The organism is Ancylomarina sp. 16SWW S1-10-2 (assembly GCF_009669305.1).
Classification (GTDB): domain Bacteria; phylum Bacteroidota; class Bacteroidia; order Bacteroidales; family Marinifilaceae; genus Ancylomarina.
The window spans coordinates 1-19,301 of sequence record NZ_SADB01000011.1; the positions used below are offsets into that span (position 1 = coordinate 1).

A 19,301-nucleotide genomic window follows, 5' to 3' on the forward strand; every position below is an offset into this window, starting at 1 on the left:
TCAACCTGATTACTATAATAACTGTAACATTTGGAGCAATTATGCCCAATTTGAAGATACAACATATCCCCATCTGATTTTTTATATGATAATGTATCTTTTAAATACTCAAAATCATAAACGCACTTCAAAAAAGACTCATCCAATTTTTTCTGTGCATTACAAAATATCGACACTGCTAATATGCTGATCGACAATAATATTTTTTTATGCATATAAAAATTAATTTATAATATTGTGAAACCCGTATGTGTGGAGTCCCCCCCTTTAATAATCCCGCTCAATTAAATCGTARCGCATCATTTTTTGTAAAGAATTACTTCCTAAATCAATTCCGGTTTCCATTTCTATATAGCCACCCATATTCATTAKGTAGGCTTTTTTTGCTTTTAGGAATTCAAGTCGWTTYGTTTTTCCAAACTTCTTGCTCCCCACGTATGTCTTACTAAACACAWTCGGTTCTTCTTTTTTTTCTATGCCTATTATTACAAAATTGTATTGCTTACCAATGTCATGAACCTCWAGAATCAAACCAGGTAARCCACCAAATTTCCATGGTCCATCGCTTATGGGAATTTCARGAGCAAACCATGCCAACCATTGTCTGCCACGAAAAGTGCATTTGGCCAGTTGACAGGAATTACCTAGAACCACTTTGGTACTATCCAAAACTTCCCAGTTTTGTACATTTAACTCATCCTCATAAATGTAACCCTGCAAGGAAATTCCATCGGTAATGGTCATCTTGCCCCTTGGGTAATTTTTATACACAAATGTTTTTGATCTTTTATAAGGAAAACCATTAGTTGGAACACCTCCATTGGCCTCTTTTATTGCTTTTTTAAACAACATGCTCCACATTTCTTTACTATTAGAGGTCTTACTCAAAGAATCTGCTTGAAAAGTATAATAGCTATAGTTTTTAGAGATATCCTGCCCTATTTGTAGAATAATTAAATCATCCCTTATAATATTGTTTAAAGTATCAAATTTCCATTTCATGCTATATTGACATACCAAATTCGTCTGTTCAAACTTATCATACACCTGGCATTTGGTATGTAATCCAAGCCCTAACAGACAACTCAACAATATTAATTTAACATACATAACTGAAATTATCTAAAAAAAACAAAGAGAGCGATTTGCTCCCCTTCTTTACTGTTTAACAATATTTTAAAAACTTTTATTTTTCTCTGAAAATAGATGCGAGTGAAAACACTTGCACCCATATTGGCTATTTCATTTAGTCGTTTTAGGTTCAGAAATGTTCCGTTTAGGTCTGTTACCATTTCGTATAGGTTCGAAACTTATAATTTGTGGTTCTTTAAGTTTCCGTTTGGGTTCTGTAAGCCAAAATCGGAGGTCTTCTACCCATCTGTTTAGGTTCGGAACCGTAAATTTAGGGTTACAGAACCTAAACACTTTTTGAATACTTCCATACTATTTTTCTTTTTCATAATTTTAAATTTTGAAGTAATTAAAATGGTGGTCTTTCTTCTTTAAATTTAGAATACAAATTCTAAATAAACGATTAGCTTTCTAATCGTACTCGGTGAGGTACCTAATCAAAATCAGCTGGGTTTTCTAATTGAAATACAAGCATTTTAATGAACAAATAAAAAAAATTACAGTGCAGATAGAGAAAATATCAGCTTTATCAAACATTTAATAAATTCATTTAATTCTCATCAAGTAATGAGAATTAAATGATGATTTTGATGAGAAAAGAGAGGCATTTTTTTGAAGATCTTTTATAATTTAGAATAATTCTTTTAAAAAATATTTCATATTCTTAAAAAGAAAGATAATTTTACTTTATGAAAAGTAAATTATTTCAAAGGCTATTTGCAATAATGGTATTGGTACTTACAATGCTTATTTTTTCCCAGCTTATTTGGCTACATCAACAAATGGAACAGGACAAACAAGCTTTTAAAGTAAAACTGGAAAACAGTTTGCAAAGCATATTAAACTTTCATACCCTGCAAGGATATAGTACTTCCGATCCTAAAAAACCACACACAACCACAATTACTATTGAAGAAACCGAAGAAGAATCACAACCAAATTCTCCCAAACAATTGGGTAGTACAGAAATCAATACAAACAAGTACATTCCAAACTTCTCACTTCATAAAGCACTTGAAGCTGCATTCACCGATATAAGTTTAGAGCGAAAAAAAATACATTTACATATTATTGATTCTTTGTTCCTGAAAAGTTTTGCAAAACGAAACTTTATAGAAAGTTACAACATGCAACTTTTAGAAAATGGAAAAACGATTGATAAGATATACTCTAATGAAAATATCACATTAAAACCGTCGCAAAGTAATATCCACATAGCAATTGCTTTGGGCACAAAAGAAATTTATGTTTTTACGGCCAATTTCAAACTAAGTACATTACCCTTCTTGCGCATAATGTTAATCTCTATCAGCATTTCAGGTATAGCCGTTATTCTTGTGGTTATTTTTATGATTTACATACTGCTTAAATTAAAACAAAAAGCAAATCAGTTGCAATGGCGCGAGCAAGCCGTAAGTGGTATTGTACACGATTTAAAATCTCCCATATCATTCACCTATACTTTTTTGGACTACCTGGCTGGTAAAGAGCAATCGGCACCAATGCAAAAACAATTGAGTAATGCCAGCACCAACATTGCTAAATTAAGCAACAAAATAGAACTAATTTTAACCTTGTTTCGTGGTAAAAAGAGAGCAATAGCTATGGAGTACAAAGCTTATCCTCTTGCTGAAAAATGTGGCGAAATATTGTCAGAATTGAATCTTATCTATCAAGAAAAACAGGCTATATGCACAATAAATATTCCTAAAAATCTAAACATAAAAGTAGATCCTTTGTATTTTGAAATGGCATTACATAACCTACTCGACAATGCATTTAAATATTCTGATGCTCCTGCTAAAATAAACATTATAACTAAAAGTGATAAAAAAGAATTATACATTTACATTAAAGATTCGGGAAAAGGCATTCCACAAAAAGAACAGAAGAAAATTTTTCAGGAATTCTATCGTTCCAGCAATAATACAAAAGGACATGGCATTGGTTTATCGTTTAGTCGGCAAATTGTAGAAGCCCACAAGGGAAAAATTAAATTAGAAAGTAAAATTGACGAAGGCAGTAGTTTTTGGATTATTTTACCCTTAAAACAGTAAACAAAATTACAAAAGCGCAACTGATAACCAACAACAAATTTAAAATGAAAATAATATTTGTAGATGACGATATTAATTTAGGCAATTTCATAAGTAATGTATTGGAAACAGATTACAATTATAGTGTGCATTTCCAGAATACAACACTTGGAATCATACATGTTATTGAAGATTTCGTTCCTAATATTGTTATTTTAGATGTAGAAATTGGAGAAAAGAATGGCATTGATACAGCAAAGAATATCATTGCTAATTATCCACAAATACCCATACTGTTTGTATCCTCACATACCGAAGAAGAAATGATTACAAAAGGTATAAATGTAGGAGGTAATGCTTATATCCCTAAACCCATTTCCATACCAATTCTGGTCTCTTATATCAAACGTTTTACTTCTCAAAAGCAATCTAAAGCATTTGTATTTACCTCTGACTATAAACTAAATTTAAATACTAACGAATTGTTTTATAAGAATATACTAGTTAAAAGATTAAGCCCTTTCGAAAAAAAGACTTTGGAATTATTGATGAAAAATCCCAATCAGATAATGAGACAAAATCAAATTGCAGAAAAACTTTGGGGTTCCACTCAAAAACAAAATATTTCTAGCTTACAGAATACTTTATCTAGTTTACGGGAATTATTTAAAGAAAATAATTCAATTGAAATTGATACGATAAGAGGTGTTGGTTATATGCTTAATGTTTAGATAAGCCTTTTAATAGAACACAAATCACACTGATCAGAACAATTTTCACATTTTTTTTTATCCGCTTGGCGTTACGTTTTTGTAAAGCACTAATCAAACAGATTTTCCTCCATATTTATTCAAAAAGCGCAAAGAATAAATAATTCTTTGCGCTTTTATATGTTTTTTTAGTCATCCCCTGACATTTACAACTTTCAAATAGTCAGAGCATGACAAAGTCAATCTTTTAAGCTTGCCCTGTTGGTCCAAAACTCATTGGTATAATTGGTCCTTGAGAACCTTGACCGCCATCAACATTTTTAATAGGTCCATTCATCGATTCGTATTTTTTAATATTGTCCTGTAAGGCTAACATTAAACGCTTTGCATGTTCTGGAGTTAAAATAACTCTTGATTTGACATCTGCTTTTGGTACACCTGGCATTATACGTACAAAATCAACAACAAACTCTGAATTAGAGTGTGTAATAACTGCTAAATTAGAATAGGTACCTTGAGCCACTTCTTCACTAAGTTGAATATCAATTTTATTCCCTTTTTTATTGTCTTCCATTGTAAATATTTTCAGTTACGTAACAATAATTTTATTTTATCTTAAATTAGTAAATTAAGATGAGCTAAAATAATAAAATATACTCGTAATAAGATAAAAAAAAAGCTGTTTCAATAAATGAAACAGCTTTTATATTTATTAAGAGTTTACTTACTCTTTTGTAGGCGTTTTAGCAAGAAGTTTTTCGTAATCTTCTTTTGCACCAACTACGATGTCTCTGTAAGCACGAAGACCAGTACCTGCTGGAATCAATTTTCCACAAATAACGTTCTCTTTCAAGCCTTCTAAATTATCAACCTTACCACGAATTGCAGCCTCGTTCAATACTTTAGTTGTTTCCTGGAAAGAAGCCGCTGACATGAAACTCTTAGTTTGAAGAGATGCACGGGTAATACCCTGAAGAATTTGAGTAGAAGTAGCCGCAATAACATCACGTGCAACAACCAATTTCATATCCTTACGCTTCAATACTGAATTCACATCACGTAATTCTCTAGCAGTAACAATCTGACCTTGCTTTAATTCGTTAGAATCACCAGCTTCAACAACAACCTTTTTACCGAAAATCTCATCGTTCTCAAGCATAAATACTTGCTTATCAACAATTTGTTTTTCAAGGAATGTCGTATCTCCTGGATCAGCAATAACAACCTTACGCATCATCTGACGCACAATAATTTCAAAGTGCTTATCATTAATCTTAACACCCTGCATACGGTAAACATCCTGTACTTCGTTCACGATATACTCCTGAACTTTTGTAGGACCTTTAATAGCAAGAATATCAGCAGGTGTTGTAGCTCCATCAGAAAGTGGCGTACCAGCTCTTATATAATCACTCTCTTGAACAAGCATTTGTCTTGATAGAGGAACAAGATATTTCTTCTCTTGACCAGTTCGTGAAGTAACAATAACTTCACGATTACCACGCTTGATCTTACCGAAAGTAATTTCACCATCAATTTCAGTAACAACTGCTGGATTAGATGGATTACGAGCTTCAAACAACTCAGTAACACGAGGTAGCCCCCCAGTAATATCACCTGTTTTACCAACGTTTCTTGGAATCTTAACAACTGATTCACCAATTTTAATCATATCACCTTCGCTTACCGAGACGTGTGCCCCAACTGGTAAGTTATAAGACTTAAGAATTTCACCGGTAGAACTTAATATTCTAACACTGGCATTCGTAGCTTTATCCTTAGATTCAATAATTACTTTCTCAGCAAAACCTGTTGCTTCATCAGACTCTTCAGTAAAGGTTATACCTTCAATTAAGTTTTCGAATGAAATTTTTCCAGAGAATTCAGAAATGATCATGGCATTATAAGGATCCCACTCACAAATCAAATCACCTTTTGAAACATTAGCAGCATCCTTAGTATACAGTTTAGAACCGTAAGGAATAGCATGTGTTGATACAGCAATATTTGTATTTTTATCGACGATACGTAATTCACCAGTACGACCAATTACAACATCGAATTTTTCACCTTCTTCAGTCGTGTGTTCAACAGTTCTAAGTTCATCGAACTCAGCAAAACCATCGTATTTAGATACAACAGAATTCTCAGCTGAAGTATTACCAGCAGTACCCCCTACGTGGAAAGTACGAAGTGTTAACTGTGTACCTGGCTCTCCAATTGACTGTGCAGCAATAACACCAACAGCTTCACCTCTTTGAACTAATTCACCACTTGCAAGGTTACGTCCATAACATTTGGCACAAACTCCTTGACGAGCTTCACAAGTTAATACAGAACGAATCTCTACAGTTTCAATTGGAGAAGCTTCAATAGCTTCTGCGATTTCTTCTGTAATTTCTTCTCCTGATGCAACAAGTAAGTCACCAGTTAAAGGATGGAAAACATCATAAACAGCTGTACGACCTAAAATTCTTTCGAATAGAGAAGCGACAACATCTTCTTGATTCTTAATTGCTGAAACAGAAAGACCTCTTAAAGTACCACAATCTGATTCGTGGATAATAACATCTTGTGCAACATCAACTAAACGTCGAGTTAAATAACCCGCATCAGCCGTTTTAAGGGCCGTATCCGCAAGACCTTTACGAGCACCGTGAGTAGAAATAAAGTACTCAAGTACAGAAAGACCTTCCTTAAAGTTAGAAAGAATTGGATTTTCAATAATCTGACCACCTTTAGCTCCAGATTTCTGAGGCTTGGCCATCAAACCACGCATACCACCCAACTGACGAATCTGTTCTCGTGATCCACGAGCACCAGAGTCAAGCATCATATATACAGAGTTGAAACCTTGATTATCATTTTCCAACTGAGTCATCAATGTTTGAGTCAAATTAGCATTTACATGCGTCCAAATATCAATAATCTGGTTATAACGTTCGTTGTTAGTAATGAATCCCATATTATAGTTATTCTTTACTTCGTCAACTTGTTCATAACCTTCAGCAACCATTGCTTCCTTCTCGTCAGGAACCTTAACATCAGAAAGGTTAAACGATAGTCCACCTTCAAAAGCTTGACGGTAACCTAAGTTTTTAATATCATCAAGAAATTTAGCAGTCAAATGAACACCACATTTCTTATAAATATATCCAATGATATCACGAAGAGCTCTCTTCGTAATCAACTGATTTAAAAAACCAGCTTTTTCAGGTGTATGTTGATTCATAATGATACGCCCCATAGTTGTCTCTATAATAGTGTCAACTAGTTCGTCATTTTCATTAAGATCTTTTACTTTCACTTTAATCTTAGCATGAAGATCTACTGCTTTTTCGTTAAAAGCAATCATTGCCTCTTCTGCAGAGTAGAAAGTAATACCTTCACCTTTACAACCTGTACGTTCTTTAGTAATATAATAAAGACCCAATACCATATCCTGAGAAGGAACTGTAATTGGAGTACCATTAGCAGGATTCAGAATATTGTGAGAACACAACATTAACATCTGAGCCTCAAGTACAGCTTCATTACCTAAAGGTAAATGGACAGCCATTTGGTCACCATCAAAATCGGCATTGAAACCAGTACATGCTAGTGGATGTAGTTGAATCGCTTTACCTTCAATTAATTTTGGTTGGAAAGACTGAATACCCAAACGGTGAAGTGTTGGAGCACGGTTAAGCATCACAGGATGTCCTTTTAATACATTCTCAAGAATATCCCAAACCACAGGATCTTTACGATCTACAATTTTTTTAGCAGACTTAACAGTCTTTACAATTCCACGCTCAATAAGCTTACGAATAACGAAAGGCTTATAAAGTTCAGCTGCCATATCCTTAGGAATACCACACTCGTGCATTTCCAAATTTGGACCTACAACAATTACCGAACGAGCAGAATAGTCAACACGCTTACCCAATAGATTCTGACGGAAACGACCTTGCTTACCTTTCAATGAATCTGAAAGAGATTTTAAAGGACGGTTGTTTTCTGTCTTAACCGCATTAGATTTACGTGAATTATCAAATAGTGAATCAACAGCCTCTTGAAGCATACGTTTCTCATTACGTAAGATTACTTCTGGAGCTTTGATTTCGATTAATCTCTTAAGTCGATTGTTACGAATAATCACACGACGATACAGATCATTTAAATCTGAAGTTGCAAAACGACCACCATCTAAAGGTACCAAAGGTCGTAATTCTGGTGGAATTACAGGAACAACTTTGACAACCATCCATTCTGGTTTGTTTACACCTTTAGACTCACGAAAAGCACCAACTACTTGAAGACGTTTCAAAGCTTCGTTTTTACGTTGCTGTGAAGTCTCAGTATTAGCCTTGTGACGTAACTCATATGATAATGTATCAAGATCTAAACGAGAAAGCAAACTGTATAGTGCTTCAGCACCCATTTTTGCAATAAACTTATTTGGATCTTCATCATCAAGATGTTGATTTTCTGCAGGAAGAGTATCTAGAATATCTAAGTATTCTTCTTCAGTTAGAAAATCTAAATAATTAAGAGCTTGACCCTCTTTATCTACAGCTGTACCAGCATTAATTACAACGTAACGCTCGTAATAGATAATGGTATCAAGTTTCTTAGTTGGTAAACCCAAAAGGTAACCAATTTTATTTGGCAAAGATTTAAAATACCAAATATGCGCTACAGGCACAACCAATTGGATGTGTCCCATACGCTCACGGCGTACTTTTTTCTCGGTAACCTCAACACCACATCGGTCACAAACAATTCCGCGATAACGGATACGCTTGTATTTACCACAGTGACACTCATAATCCTTTACTGGACCGAAAATTCTTTCACAGAATAAACCGTCACGTTCTGGTTTATAAGTACGATAATTGATGGTTTCAGGCTTTAAAACTTCCCCGCTAGATCTTTCTAAGATCTCTTCAGGAGAAGCAAGACTGATAGAGATTTTTGTAAAATTACTCTTTACTTTGTTATCTCTTCTGAATGCCATATATTGAAAATTAGGATATTAACAAATTGAATCATGAAAAGTGAATGCCAGAATAAACCAACATTCACTTTCTATATAAGGCTTATACTAATTTGACGCTCAAGGCAAGACCTCTAAGTTCGTGTAATAACACGTTAAGAGATTCTGGAATACCTGGAGCTGGCATAGGTTCACCTTTAACGATAGCTTCATAAGCTTTCGCTCTACCTATTACATCATCAGATTTAATAGTCAAGATTTCTTGTAGAACATGAGCAGCACCAAAGGCCTCAAGAGCCCATACTTCCATCTCTCCAAAACGCTGACCACCAAACTGAGCCTTACCACCAAGTGGTTGCTGAGTAATCAGAGAATAAGGTCCGATAGAACGCGCATGCATCTTATCATCTACCATGTGACCTAGTTTCAGCATGTAGATAATACCAACCGTAGCAGGCTGATCAAATCGTACACCAGTACCTCCATCATGAAGGTAAGCTTTACCAAAAGCAGGAACACCAGCTTTGTCAGTATATGCAGTAATTTCGTCTAGACTTGCACCATCAAAAATTGGCGTTGCAAATTTTAAACCTAACTCAATACCAGCCCATCCAAGAACCGTTTCAAAAACCTGTCCAAGGTTCATACGAGATGGTACACCAAGTGGATTCAAGCAAATATCTACAGTAGTTCCATCCTCAAGGAATGGCATATCTTCTTTACGAACAACACGTGAAACAATACCTTTATTACCGTGACGTCCAGCCATTTTATCACCAATCTGAAGCTTACGTTTCTTAGCAACATAAATCTTCGCCATTTGGATAATACCTACTGGCATTTCATCTCCGATAGTAAGGTTGTATTTCTTACGTTTACTAGCACTATCAAGTTCTTTGTACTTAATAACAAAATTATGCAGTAAGGTTTTAATAGTTTGATTCTTTTCCTTATCAGTTGTCCACTTGTTAGGGTCAACTTGTAAGTAGTTAATCTCCATTAATAATTTCTGAGTAAATTTAACACCCTTAGGAATTAAATCAACACTTAAATAATCCTTAACTCCTTGAGAAGTTTTACCATTACAAATTGTAAACAATCTCTCTATAAGAAGGTTGTTTAAATCGCCAATAGTTTTTTCAAACTCTTCATCAAGTTTCTGCAATAATGGTTTATCGCTTTGCTTAGACTTACGGTCACGAACAGCTCGAGAAAATAACTTTTTCTCGATAACAACACCATGAAGTGAAGGAGAAGCTTTAAGAGATGCATCTTTTACATCACCTGCTTTATCACCAAAAATTGCACGAAGCAATTTCTCTTCTGGAGAAGGATCAGATTCTCCTTTTGGAGTAATCTTACCAATAAGAATATCGCCTGGCTCAACATTTGCACCAATACGAATTAAACCATTTTCATCAAGATTACGAGTTGCTTCTTCACTTACGTTAGGAATATCAGAAGTTAATTCTTCCATTCCACGTTTTGTGTCACGTACTTCAAGAGAATACTCACTTACATGAATAGAAGTAAATACATCATCCTTAACAATACGCTCAGAAATAACAATCGCATCCTCATAGTTATAACCTTTCCAAGGCATAAATGCCACCTTAAGGTTACGACCAAGTGCTAACTCACCAGTTTGAGTACCATATCCATCAGTTAAGATTTGACCCTTAACTAACTTATCTCCTTTAGCTACAATAGGCTTAAGGTCAATAGTAGTTCCCTGATTCGTTTTTTGATATTTTGGTAAATTGTAAGTTACAACATTTGATTCAAAACTAACAAATGCTTCACTTTCGCTTCTTTCGTAAGCGATTACAATTTTAGTTGCATCAACAAATTCAACAACACCAGCTCTTTTAGCTATAATCTGAGTACGAGAATCTCTCGCAACAGTTGCTTCAAGTCCAGTACCTACAATTGGTGATTCAGGTTTGATAATTGGAACGGCCTGACGCATCATATTCGATCCCATCAAAGCACGATTGGCATCATCATGCTCAAGGAACGGAATCAATGAAGCCGCCATAGAAGCAATCTGATTTGGAGCAACGTCCATCAAATCTAAATTCTCAATCTCTTCAAATGGGAAGTCACCATCTTTACGTGATTTTGCTTTATCATTAATAAATGAACCATCATCATTCAATGGCGCATTAGCTTGGGCAATAATCAATCCTTCCTCTTCCTCAGCTGAATAATAACTTATACCGTCATTACTTAAATCAACTTTTCTATCAACTACCTTACGGTATGGTGTTTCAATAAATCCAAGATCATTAATCTTAGCGAATACACATAAAGAAGAAATCAAACCAATATTTGGTCCCTCTGGTGTTTCAATAGGACATAAACGACCATAGTGAGTATAGTGAACATCACGAACCTCGAAACCTGCTCTCTCACGAGACAGACCACCTGGTCCAAGAGCTGACATTCTTCTCTTATGAGTTACCTCGGCAAGTGGATTGGTTTGATCCATAAACTGAGACAAAGCATTTGTTCCGAAGAATGAATTGATAACTGAAGATAAAGTCTTCGAGTTAATCAAATCAATTGGGGTAAACACCTCATTGTCACGAACATTCATTCTTTCACGAATAGTACGCGCCATACGAGCTAAACCAACACCAAATTGACTATATAGTTGTTCCCCTACAGTACGAACACGACGGTTACTCAAGTGGTCAATATCATCCACATCAGTACGTGCATTCAATAACTTAATAAGGTACTTAATAATTTCAATAATATCTTCTTTGGTCAATACCTTAGTATCCCTATCGGTATTTAAACCTAATTTCTTATTGATTCTATAACGACCAACATCACCTAAATCGTAACGTTTGTCAGAAAAGAACAATTTATCAATTACATCACGAGCTGTAGCCTCATCTGGTGGCTCAGAGTTTCTTAATTGACGATAAATATGAAGAACAGCTTCTTTTTCAGAGTTACAAGGATCTTTCTGCAAAGTATTGTAAATAATTGCATAATCAGCAAGATTCTGCTGTTCCTTGTGTAATAAGATAGTCTTAGCACCTGACTCAAGAATTTCTTCAATATGTTCTGGTTCAACTATAGTTTCTCTATCGATAATAACTTCGTTACGTTCGATAGAAACTACCTCTCCTGTATCCTCATCTGCAAAGTCTTCAATCCAAGATTTAAGAACACGAGCGGCAAGTTTACGACCGACAACTTTCTTAAGTCCGGTTTTTGAAACTTTTATTTCGTCAGCAAGATCAAATATTTCTAGAATATCTTTATCACTTTCGAAACCTATCGATCTTAATAGAGTTGTAACAGGAAGTTTTTTCTTTCGGTCAATATAAGCATACATAACATTATTAATGTCAGTTGCAAATTCGATCCATGATCCTTTAAAAGGAATAATACGTGCGGAATATAACTTAGTTCCGTTGGTATGTAAACTTTGTCCAAAGAATACACCCGGAGAACGGTGAAGTTGAGATACGACAACACGCTCAGCACCATTGATTACGAAAGTACCTTTTTCAGTCATATAAGGCACAGTTCCAAGATATACATCTTGAATAACTGTATCAAAATCCTCATGCTCTGGGTCGGTACAATATAGCTTTAGTTTAGCCTTAAGGGGCACACAATAACTAAGGCCTCGTTCGATACATTCTTCAATGGAGTAACGTGGTGGATCAACAAAATAGTCAAGAAATTCCAACACAAAATTGTTACGGGTATCCGTAATTGGGAAATTCTCACTAAATACCTTAAATAATCCTTCGCTCTTTCTGTTTTCAGAAATTGTTTCCAACTGAAAAAAGTCTTGAAAAGATTTTAGTTGTATTTCCAAAAAATCAGGATATAGAAACTGATTTTTATTTGAAGCAAAACTAATTCTTTGACTAATAGTATTTGAAGACATTTACTTAAAATTAATTGAACCTAAACAATAATAAACAACAAAAAGGCTTAGAGTTCCAAATTAATGAAACTCTAAACCATAATAACCTTACTTGAAGGTCTTAGTGATTCTATTTAAGTTCAACTTCAGCTCCAGCTTCTTCTAATTGTGCTTTTAATGCTTCTGCTTCTTCTTTAGAAACTTTTTCTTTCAATGGTGCTGGTGCAGCATCTACTGCAGCTTTAGCATCCTTAAGTCCAAGACCAGTTAATTCTTTAACTAGTTTTACTACAGCTAGTTTAGAACCACCTGCAGCTACTAGAATTACATCGAATTCAGTTTGCTCAGCAGCAGCACCTTCAGCGTCTCCACCTGCAACTACTACAGCAGCAGCAGCTGGCTCGATTCCGTACTCATCTTTTAAGATTTGAGCTAATTCACTTACTTCCTTAACAGTCAAATTAACTAATTCTTCTGCAAACTTTTTTAAATCTGCCATGTTGTTTTATTTTTTAAATAATAAATACTCTAAATATATTACTCTGATACTACTTCTTCAGCAACTTCTTCACCTTTACCGTTTTCTAAGGCAGAAATAACTTTTTGAATTGGCGATTGCAATGCTGCAATAATATCCCCAATAAGTTCTTCCTTAGACTTAATAGACGCTAGAAGGTCTAACTCACCAGCTCCAAGATAAACAGCTCCCTCTACGAAAGCTCCTTTTAGTGTTGGTTTGTCATTATTTTTACTGAATTCTTTGATTAGCTTTGCAGGAGCATTTCCCACATCTGAAAGCATAAGAGATGTTGCACCCTTAAGGATTCCAGCCAAATCATCACACTCAACTTCTGCTTTTTCTAAAGCATTACGAAGTAAAGTATTTTTCACAACAACCATCTTTATTTGCTTCCCAAAACAAGCTCTACGTAAAGCAGAAGTTGCAACAGCATCCATTCCTGAAGTGTCTGTTAGGTAAAAGTGATTTGATGCGTTGATTTGTTCTGTCAAGCTATCAATAATCTGAATTTTGTCTTCCTTTTTCATGATTACCAAGGTCTCGATTAAAAAATAATTTGATTAGTCAATAAGTGATTTTGGATCAATTTGAATCCCAGCACTCATTGTACTTGACAGGTATATACTCTTGATGTAAGTCCCTTTCGATGCAGATGGTTTCAATTTATTGATAATACCAACAAATTCTTTAGCATTATCTTTGATTTTATCTGCTTCAAAAGATACCTTAGCAACTGATGAATGAATAATACCATATTTGTCGACCTTGAAATCAATCTTACCAGCCTTAACTTCGTTAACAGCTTTAGCAATGTCCATAGTTACAGTACCGCTCTTAGGGTTTGGCATTAAACCACGTGGGCCTAATACACGTCCAAGTGCACCTACTTTAGCCATAACAGTTGGCATTGTAATGATAACATCAATATCAGTCCATCCTGCTTTGATCTTAGTAATAAATTCGTCAAGGCCAACAAAGTCAGCACCTGCAGCTTTAGCTTCTTCTTCCTTATCAGGAGTACAAAGTACTAAAACACGAACATTTTTACCAGTACCGTGAGGTAGGGTTACCACTCCACGAACCATTTGATTCGCTTTTCTAGGGTCAACTCCTAAGCGAACATCCATATCCACTGAAGCGTCAAATTTAGTAGTAGTAATCTCCTTAACCAATGCTGCTGCTTCGTCGATAGTATAGATCTTATCTCCTACGACTTTTTCTAAAGCTAACTTTCTATTCTTTGTTATACTCATTTTAAATGCAGTATTAAAAATTATTGATTAAGCGGACTATCACCAGAAATAGTGACACCCATACTTCTTGCTGTTCCAGCAACCATACTCATGGCGCTCTCTACTTCAAAAGCATTCAAATCTTGCATCTTTCCTTCTGCGATAGAACGAACTTGTTCCCAAGTAATTGATCCAACCTTAATACGGTTAGATTCCGCAGAACCTGATTTTAATTTTGCAGCTTCTAAAATTTGAACAGCAACGGGAGGAGTTTTTGTAATGAATTCGAAAGAACTATCACTGTAAACAGTGATAACAACTGGAATAACTTTTCCAGCCATGTCTTGAGTTCTTGCATTGAATTGTTTACAAAAATCCATAATATTTACTCCCTTAGCACCTAATGCAGGTCCTACTGGAGGTGAAGGATTTGCAGCACCACCTTTGATCTGCAATTTTATTAATCCTGCTACTTCTTTAGCCATAGTTTTACTTTTCTAAAGGTTTTTTATTCTTTTTCTACTTGCATGAAACTTAACTCAAGAGGTGTCTTACGTCCAAAGATTTTAACCATTACTTTTAGTTTCCTCTTCTCAGCATTAACCTCTTCTATCACACCAGTAAAACCATTAAATGGTCCATCATTCACATTTACCGATTCACCAACAAAATAAGGAATACTCATTTCCTCATCTTTATTAGCCAATTCGTCAACCTTACCCAAAATGCGATTCACTTCTGATTGTCGCAATGGAGACGGGTCGCCGCCTTTAGTATCCCCCAGGAAGCCAATCACATTCGTAACACTACGAAGGATGTGAGGGATTTCGCCTGTCAATGCAGCTTCGATTAAAACATAGCCTGGTAAGAAAATTCTTTCCTTGCTAATTTTTTTACCGTTGCGCACCACAAACACTTTTTCAGTTGGAATGAGAACCTGCGATACGTAATCCTGAAGTCCAAGATTAGAAATCTCACTTAAAATATATTCTTGGACTTTCTTTTCTTTTCCTCCTACAGCCCGTAGAACATACCATTTTTTGTCAATTTCAGCCATCTTAAAGTTTCAATGATTAGTAAAACATACCATATACAGTGTCCATCAACGTTTTAAACGAAAAGTCCATCGCAAAAATTACACCTGCAATAATTGCTGAAGCTACCATTACGACGATAGCACTGCTTTGAAGTTCAGGCCATGTTGGCCATGAAACTTTCTGTGTCATTTCGTTATAAACGTCTTTAATATAATTTACTAATTTCATGTGCTTATAATTAAAGTTTTATTAATTCACATGGAAGTTGTCTCACAGTCTAAATAAATCCAGTTTGTGAGACTTATTTCATAAGACAAAGTATCCTTTGGCACGGGTGGAGAGACTCGAACTCCCGACACCTGGTTTTGGAGACCAGTGCTCTGCCAACTGAGCTACACCCGTAGAAGAGTAATCCGTAAACGAATTACTCTTTATATGTAAATTACTCTATAATTTCAGTAATTTGACCTGCACCTACAGTTCTACCACCTTCACGGATAGCGAAACGTAGACCAAGAGAACAAGCAACTGGAGTAATCAATTCTACATTGATAGTAACGTTATCACCTGGCATTACCATTTCAACACCTTCTGGAAGAGTAATCTCACCAGTTACATCAAGAGTTCTAATATAGAACTGAGGACGGTATCTGTTATGGAATGGAGTGTGACGTCCACCTTCTTCTTTTTTCAATACATAAATCTCAGCCTTAATCTTAGTATGAGGTTTAATAGTACCTGGGTGAGATATAACCATACCACGTTTGATAGCAGCTTTGTCAATACCTCTAAGTAATAAACCTACGTTATCACCAGCGCGACCTTCATCCAAAATCTTACGGAACATTTCAACACCAGTACAAACAGTTTTTACACCTTCAGCACCAAGACCGATAATTTGAAGTTCTTCACCAGTTTTAACAATACCAGTTTCAATACGACCAGTAGCAACAGTACCACGACCAGTAATAGAGAATACATCTTCAACTGGCATTAGGAAAGGCTTATCAGTATCACGTGGAGGAAGTGGAATCCAAGTATCAACAGCATCCATAAGCTCCATGATCTTATCTTCCCATTCTTTTTCACCGTTCAATGCACCTAAAGCAGATCCAGCAATGATTGGTGTGTTATCACCATCAAATTCGTAAAAATCTAAAAGTTCACGAACTTCCATTTCTACTAACTCTAGCATCTCTTCATCGTCAACCATGTCAACTTTGTTCAAGAAAACTACCATTCTAGGTACGTTTACCTGACGAGCCAATAGGATGTGCTCGCGAGTCTGAGGCATAGGACCATCAGTAGCAGCACAAACCAAAATTGCACCATCCATTTGAGCAGCACCAGTAACCATGTTTTTCACATAATCGGCGTGACCTGGACAGTCAACGTGAGCATAGTGACGATTAGCAGTTGAATACTCAACGTGAGCAGTATTAATAGTAATACCTCTTTCTTTTTCCTCTGGAGCATTATCGATAGAATCGAAAGATGCTACATCACAAAAACCTCTTTTTGACAACACAGTTGTAATAGCAGCAGTCAAAGTAGTTTTACCGTGATCAACGTGACCGATAGTACCGATATTTACGTGTGGTTTTGACCTATCAAAATGTTCTTTAGCCATAACTCGAAAAGTTAATTAATAATTAGACAACAATTAAAATAATATTTTATATTTTCCTGAGCCATTGATGAGATTTGAACTCATGACCTCTTCCTTACCAAGGAAACGCTCTACCCCTGAGCTACAACGGCAAAATAATATGAGCGGGAAACGAGACTCAAACTCGCGACCCTCAGCTTGGAAGGCTGATGCTCTATCAACTGAGCTATTCCCGCATATCACAACCCTATATAAATAGGTTTATGAAATTTCACTGTGGGGAGAGCAGGATTCGAACCTACGAAGACGAAGTCAGCAGAGTTACAGTCTGCCCCGGTTGGCCACTTTGGTATCTCCCCAATAAAATTCAAAAAAAGAGCCGGTGGCCGGAGTCGAACCGACGACCTGCTGATTACAAATCAGCTGCTCTGACCAACTGAGCTACACTGGCAATTAACAGACCATTCACACTGGGACATACAATTCCCTCGCAAATGGTCTGCAAATGTAAATACATTTTATCTATATAACAAAACTATTAAATAATTTTTACAATTATTTTCCACGAAGTTTCTCTTTACGCTTTGTGATTTGACGTTTCAATGCATCTACCGCTAAATCAACTGCTTCTTCGAACGTTTTGCTTTGCTTTTTGGCAAATATATCACCTCCCGGGATATTAAATTTTATCTCTACTTCTTTATTTTCTACAACCGATGGTTTTTCAGCCCTTAAAAAGACCTCTACGTTGGTAACATCATCGTCAAGCTTAAGTAATTTAGATACTCTTCCTTCAACAAATTCTTCCAACCGTGCATCAGCATTAAAACCTACTGCTTGAATGTTTACTTTCATACTCTATCCTCCAAGTTTTAAGCTCTGGGGTGAGCCTGTTTATAAATAACGTTTAGCCTCTCAAAGCCTGTGTGAGTGTATATTTGAGTAGCAGACAAACTTGAATGTCCCAACAACTCTTTTATAGCATTCAAATCAGCTCCATTATTAAGTAAATGTGTCGCAAAAGTATGTCGCAACACATGAGGACTTTTCTTAGAAAGGGTTGTTATTTTAGACAAGTGTTTTACCACAATCCTATACAACAACTTTTCGTAAGCTGGCTTTGCATGATCTGTTAAGATTAAAAAACCATCCTCTTCTGAACAAAGCAAAAATCTTTGTTCTAAATACTCATCAAGAAGTGTTTCGAGAACATTACTAACAGGAATGATTCTCTCCCGATTTCTTTTACCTAAAACTCGAACAACTGAGGCTGATCGATCAAAACTAGACACCTTTAGGTTCATCAATTCAGATAAACGCATGCCAGTCTGATAAAACATTTCAACTACCAGTCTGTCTCGAACCCCTTCAAACCCTTCACCAAAATCTACTTCTTGCAACAATAGCATACTATGCTCGGCAACAAAACTCGGAAGCTTCTTACCTTGCCTAGGACCTACAACTTTATCCATAGGATTCTGTTGTATTAACGATTCTCGCAATAAATATTTAAAAAAGGATTTCAAAGAAGATAATTTCCTATTTACAGTTCTGGCTGTGCAGCCATCATTCATTAAAGAGACGATCCACTTTCTGATATCTTTGAAATTCAATTCAACTAATTCTTCTTCTTTAATACCATAGGATGTTAAAAAAGAAAAGAACTGATTTAAATCACAATCGTAAGATACCAAAGTATGCTTAGAATAGCGTTTCTCATACTGCAAATAAGACAGAAAAGATTCCTTATATCTCATACACTTTTAATTCATAATCTAGTTAAACCAAGTTACAAAAAAATAAGACATGAAACCTTTTCAAAAGAAATTAATCTTCGTTCAATTGCATTTGTTGAACATAAACTGCGTGAATCTTTTCTTTTCTTTTTCTTACAGAAGGCTTAATATAAACCTGTCTTCCACGTAATTCTTTGATTACACCAGTTTTTTCAAATTTTCTTTTGAATTTTTTTAAGGCTCTTTCAATGTTTTCGCCTTCCTTCATAGGAATAATAATCATAGTTTCTTCTTTTATTTAATCATTTCTAAATGAGCCGCAAACTTATTAATTCATTTACGATATTTCAAACAAATCTATAAAAATCTGACCAATTACTTAAATTTTAATTGAATCGCATATAAATGTCAGATAAT

The 19,301-nt window shown here is 35.4% G+C and carries 17 protein-coding genes and 5 tRNA genes; 2 read left to right on the forward strand and 20 right to left on the reverse strand.

Annotated features, from left to right (window positions below; genetic code table 11):
• Together EMN46_RS19960 and EMN46_RS10535 are read right to left on the reverse strand one after the other, a co-directional pair.
• Positions 1 to 215 (reverse strand): hypothetical protein (locus tag EMN46_RS19960; protein WP_229130336.1); only part of this gene is annotated, 215 nt, incomplete at its 3' end.
• 52 nt (positions 216 to 267) lie between these two features.
• A complete protein-coding gene (locus EMN46_RS10535; protein WP_154200773.1) occupies positions 268 to 1,110 on the reverse strand; it encodes a GLPGLI family protein in 843 nt (280 codons plus the stop codon).
• A gap of 710 nt (positions 1,111 to 1,820) precedes the next feature.
• Here EMN46_RS10535 and EMN46_RS10540 point away from each other — a divergent pair.
• Positions 1,821 to 3,188, forward strand: coding sequence for a sensor histidine kinase KdpD (locus EMN46_RS10540; RefSeq protein WP_154200774.1), 1,368 nt, complete (start codon positions 1,821 to 1,823; stop codon positions 3,186 to 3,188).
• Between the two features lie 44 nt (positions 3,189 to 3,232).
• Entirely contained in the window at positions 3,233 to 3,898 is a 666-nt protein-coding gene (locus EMN46_RS10545) for a response regulator transcription factor (protein ID WP_154200775.1), read from the forward strand.
• A gap of 226 nt (positions 3,899 to 4,124) precedes the next feature.
• Here EMN46_RS10545 and EMN46_RS10550 read toward each other — a convergent pair whose 3' ends face one another.
• From EMN46_RS10550 to rpsU, 18 genes are all read right to left on the reverse strand, one after another.
• On the reverse strand, positions 4,125 to 4,451 hold the full coding sequence (locus EMN46_RS10550) for a DUF3467 domain-containing protein (RefSeq protein ID WP_154200776.1): 327 nt from the start codon (positions 4,449 to 4,451) through the stop codon (positions 4,125 to 4,127).
• Positions 4,452 to 4,601: 150 nt separating this feature from the next.
• Positions 4,602 to 8,876: a DNA-directed RNA polymerase subunit beta' gene (gene rpoC / locus EMN46_RS10555; RefSeq protein ID WP_154200777.1), complete on the reverse strand. Its 4,275-nt coding sequence runs from the start codon at positions 8,874 to 8,876 to the stop codon at positions 4,602 to 4,604.
• Positions 8,877 to 8,958: 82 nt separating this feature from the next.
• The gene (gene rpoB / locus EMN46_RS10560) at positions 8,959 to 12,771 is read right to left on the reverse strand and encodes a DNA-directed RNA polymerase subunit beta (RefSeq protein ID WP_154200778.1); all 3,813 of its coding nucleotides are present in this window, start codon (positions 12,769 to 12,771) and stop codon (positions 8,959 to 8,961) included.
• Positions 12,772 to 12,880: 109 nt separating this feature from the next.
• Positions 12,881 to 13,249: a 50S ribosomal protein L7/L12 gene (rplL, locus tag EMN46_RS10565; protein ID WP_154200779.1), complete on the reverse strand. Its 369-nt coding sequence runs from the start codon at positions 13,247 to 13,249 to the stop codon at positions 12,881 to 12,883.
• A gap of 38 nt (positions 13,250 to 13,287) precedes the next feature.
• Positions 13,288 to 13,797 carry a 50S ribosomal protein L10 gene (gene rplJ / locus EMN46_RS10570; protein WP_154200780.1) on the reverse strand — a complete coding sequence of 170 codons (510 nt, stop codon included), beginning with the start codon at positions 13,795 to 13,797 and terminating at the stop codon, positions 13,288 to 13,290.
• A 33-nt stretch (positions 13,798 to 13,830) separates the two neighbouring features.
• Positions 13,831 to 14,523, reverse strand: coding sequence for a 50S ribosomal protein L1 (gene rplA, locus EMN46_RS10575; protein ID WP_154200781.1), 693 nt, complete (start codon positions 14,521 to 14,523; stop codon positions 13,831 to 13,833).
• Positions 14,524 to 14,543: 20 nt separating this feature from the next.
• Positions 14,544 to 14,987, reverse strand: coding sequence for a 50S ribosomal protein L11 (rplK, locus tag EMN46_RS10580; RefSeq protein ID WP_154200782.1), 444 nt, complete (start codon positions 14,985 to 14,987; stop codon positions 14,544 to 14,546).
• Between the two features lie 23 nt (positions 14,988 to 15,010).
• On the reverse strand, positions 15,011 to 15,559 hold the full coding sequence (nusG, locus tag EMN46_RS10585) for a transcription termination/antitermination protein NusG (protein WP_154200783.1): 549 nt from the start codon (positions 15,557 to 15,559) through the stop codon (positions 15,011 to 15,013).
• A gap of 16 nt (positions 15,560 to 15,575) precedes the next feature.
• Entirely contained in the window at positions 15,576 to 15,767 is a 192-nt protein-coding gene (gene secE / locus EMN46_RS10590; protein ID WP_154200784.1) for a preprotein translocase subunit SecE, read from the reverse strand.
• A gap of 98 nt (positions 15,768 to 15,865) precedes the next feature.
• Positions 15,866 to 15,941 (reverse strand) — tRNA-Trp (locus tag EMN46_RS10595).
• Between the two features lie 40 nt (positions 15,942 to 15,981).
• Positions 15,982 to 17,169, reverse strand: coding sequence for an elongation factor Tu (tuf, locus tag EMN46_RS10600; RefSeq protein WP_154200785.1), 1,188 nt, complete (start codon positions 17,167 to 17,169; stop codon positions 15,982 to 15,984).
• 59 nt (positions 17,170 to 17,228) lie between these two features.
• Positions 17,229 to 17,300: transfer RNA gene (locus EMN46_RS10605), tRNA-Thr, on the reverse strand.
• Between the two features lie 11 nt (positions 17,301 to 17,311).
• Positions 17,312 to 17,384, reverse strand: a tRNA-Gly gene (locus EMN46_RS10610).
• Positions 17,385 to 17,425: 41 nt separating this feature from the next.
• Positions 17,426 to 17,507 (reverse strand) — tRNA-Tyr (locus tag EMN46_RS10615).
• Between the two features lie 18 nt (positions 17,508 to 17,525).
• Positions 17,526 to 17,599: transfer RNA gene (locus EMN46_RS10620), tRNA-Thr, on the reverse strand.
• A 104-nt stretch (positions 17,600 to 17,703) separates the two neighbouring features.
• Positions 17,704 to 18,003 (reverse strand): ribosome-associated translation inhibitor RaiA, encoded by a 300-nt coding sequence (raiA, locus tag EMN46_RS10625; protein WP_154200786.1) that lies wholly within the window; start codon positions 18,001 to 18,003, stop codon positions 17,704 to 17,706.
• Between the two features lie 17 nt (positions 18,004 to 18,020).
• Complete coding sequence (locus EMN46_RS10630) at positions 18,021 to 18,905, reverse strand: tyrosine-type recombinase/integrase (protein WP_154200787.1); 885 nt, start codon at positions 18,903 to 18,905, stop codon at positions 18,021 to 18,023.
• A 70-nt stretch (positions 18,906 to 18,975) separates the two neighbouring features.
• Positions 18,976 to 19,167 carry a 30S ribosomal protein S21 gene (gene rpsU, locus EMN46_RS10635; protein ID WP_154200788.1) on the reverse strand — a complete coding sequence of 64 codons (192 nt, stop codon included), beginning with the start codon at positions 19,165 to 19,167 and terminating at the stop codon, positions 18,976 to 18,978.
• Positions 19,168 to 19,301: the final 134 nt, after the last annotated feature.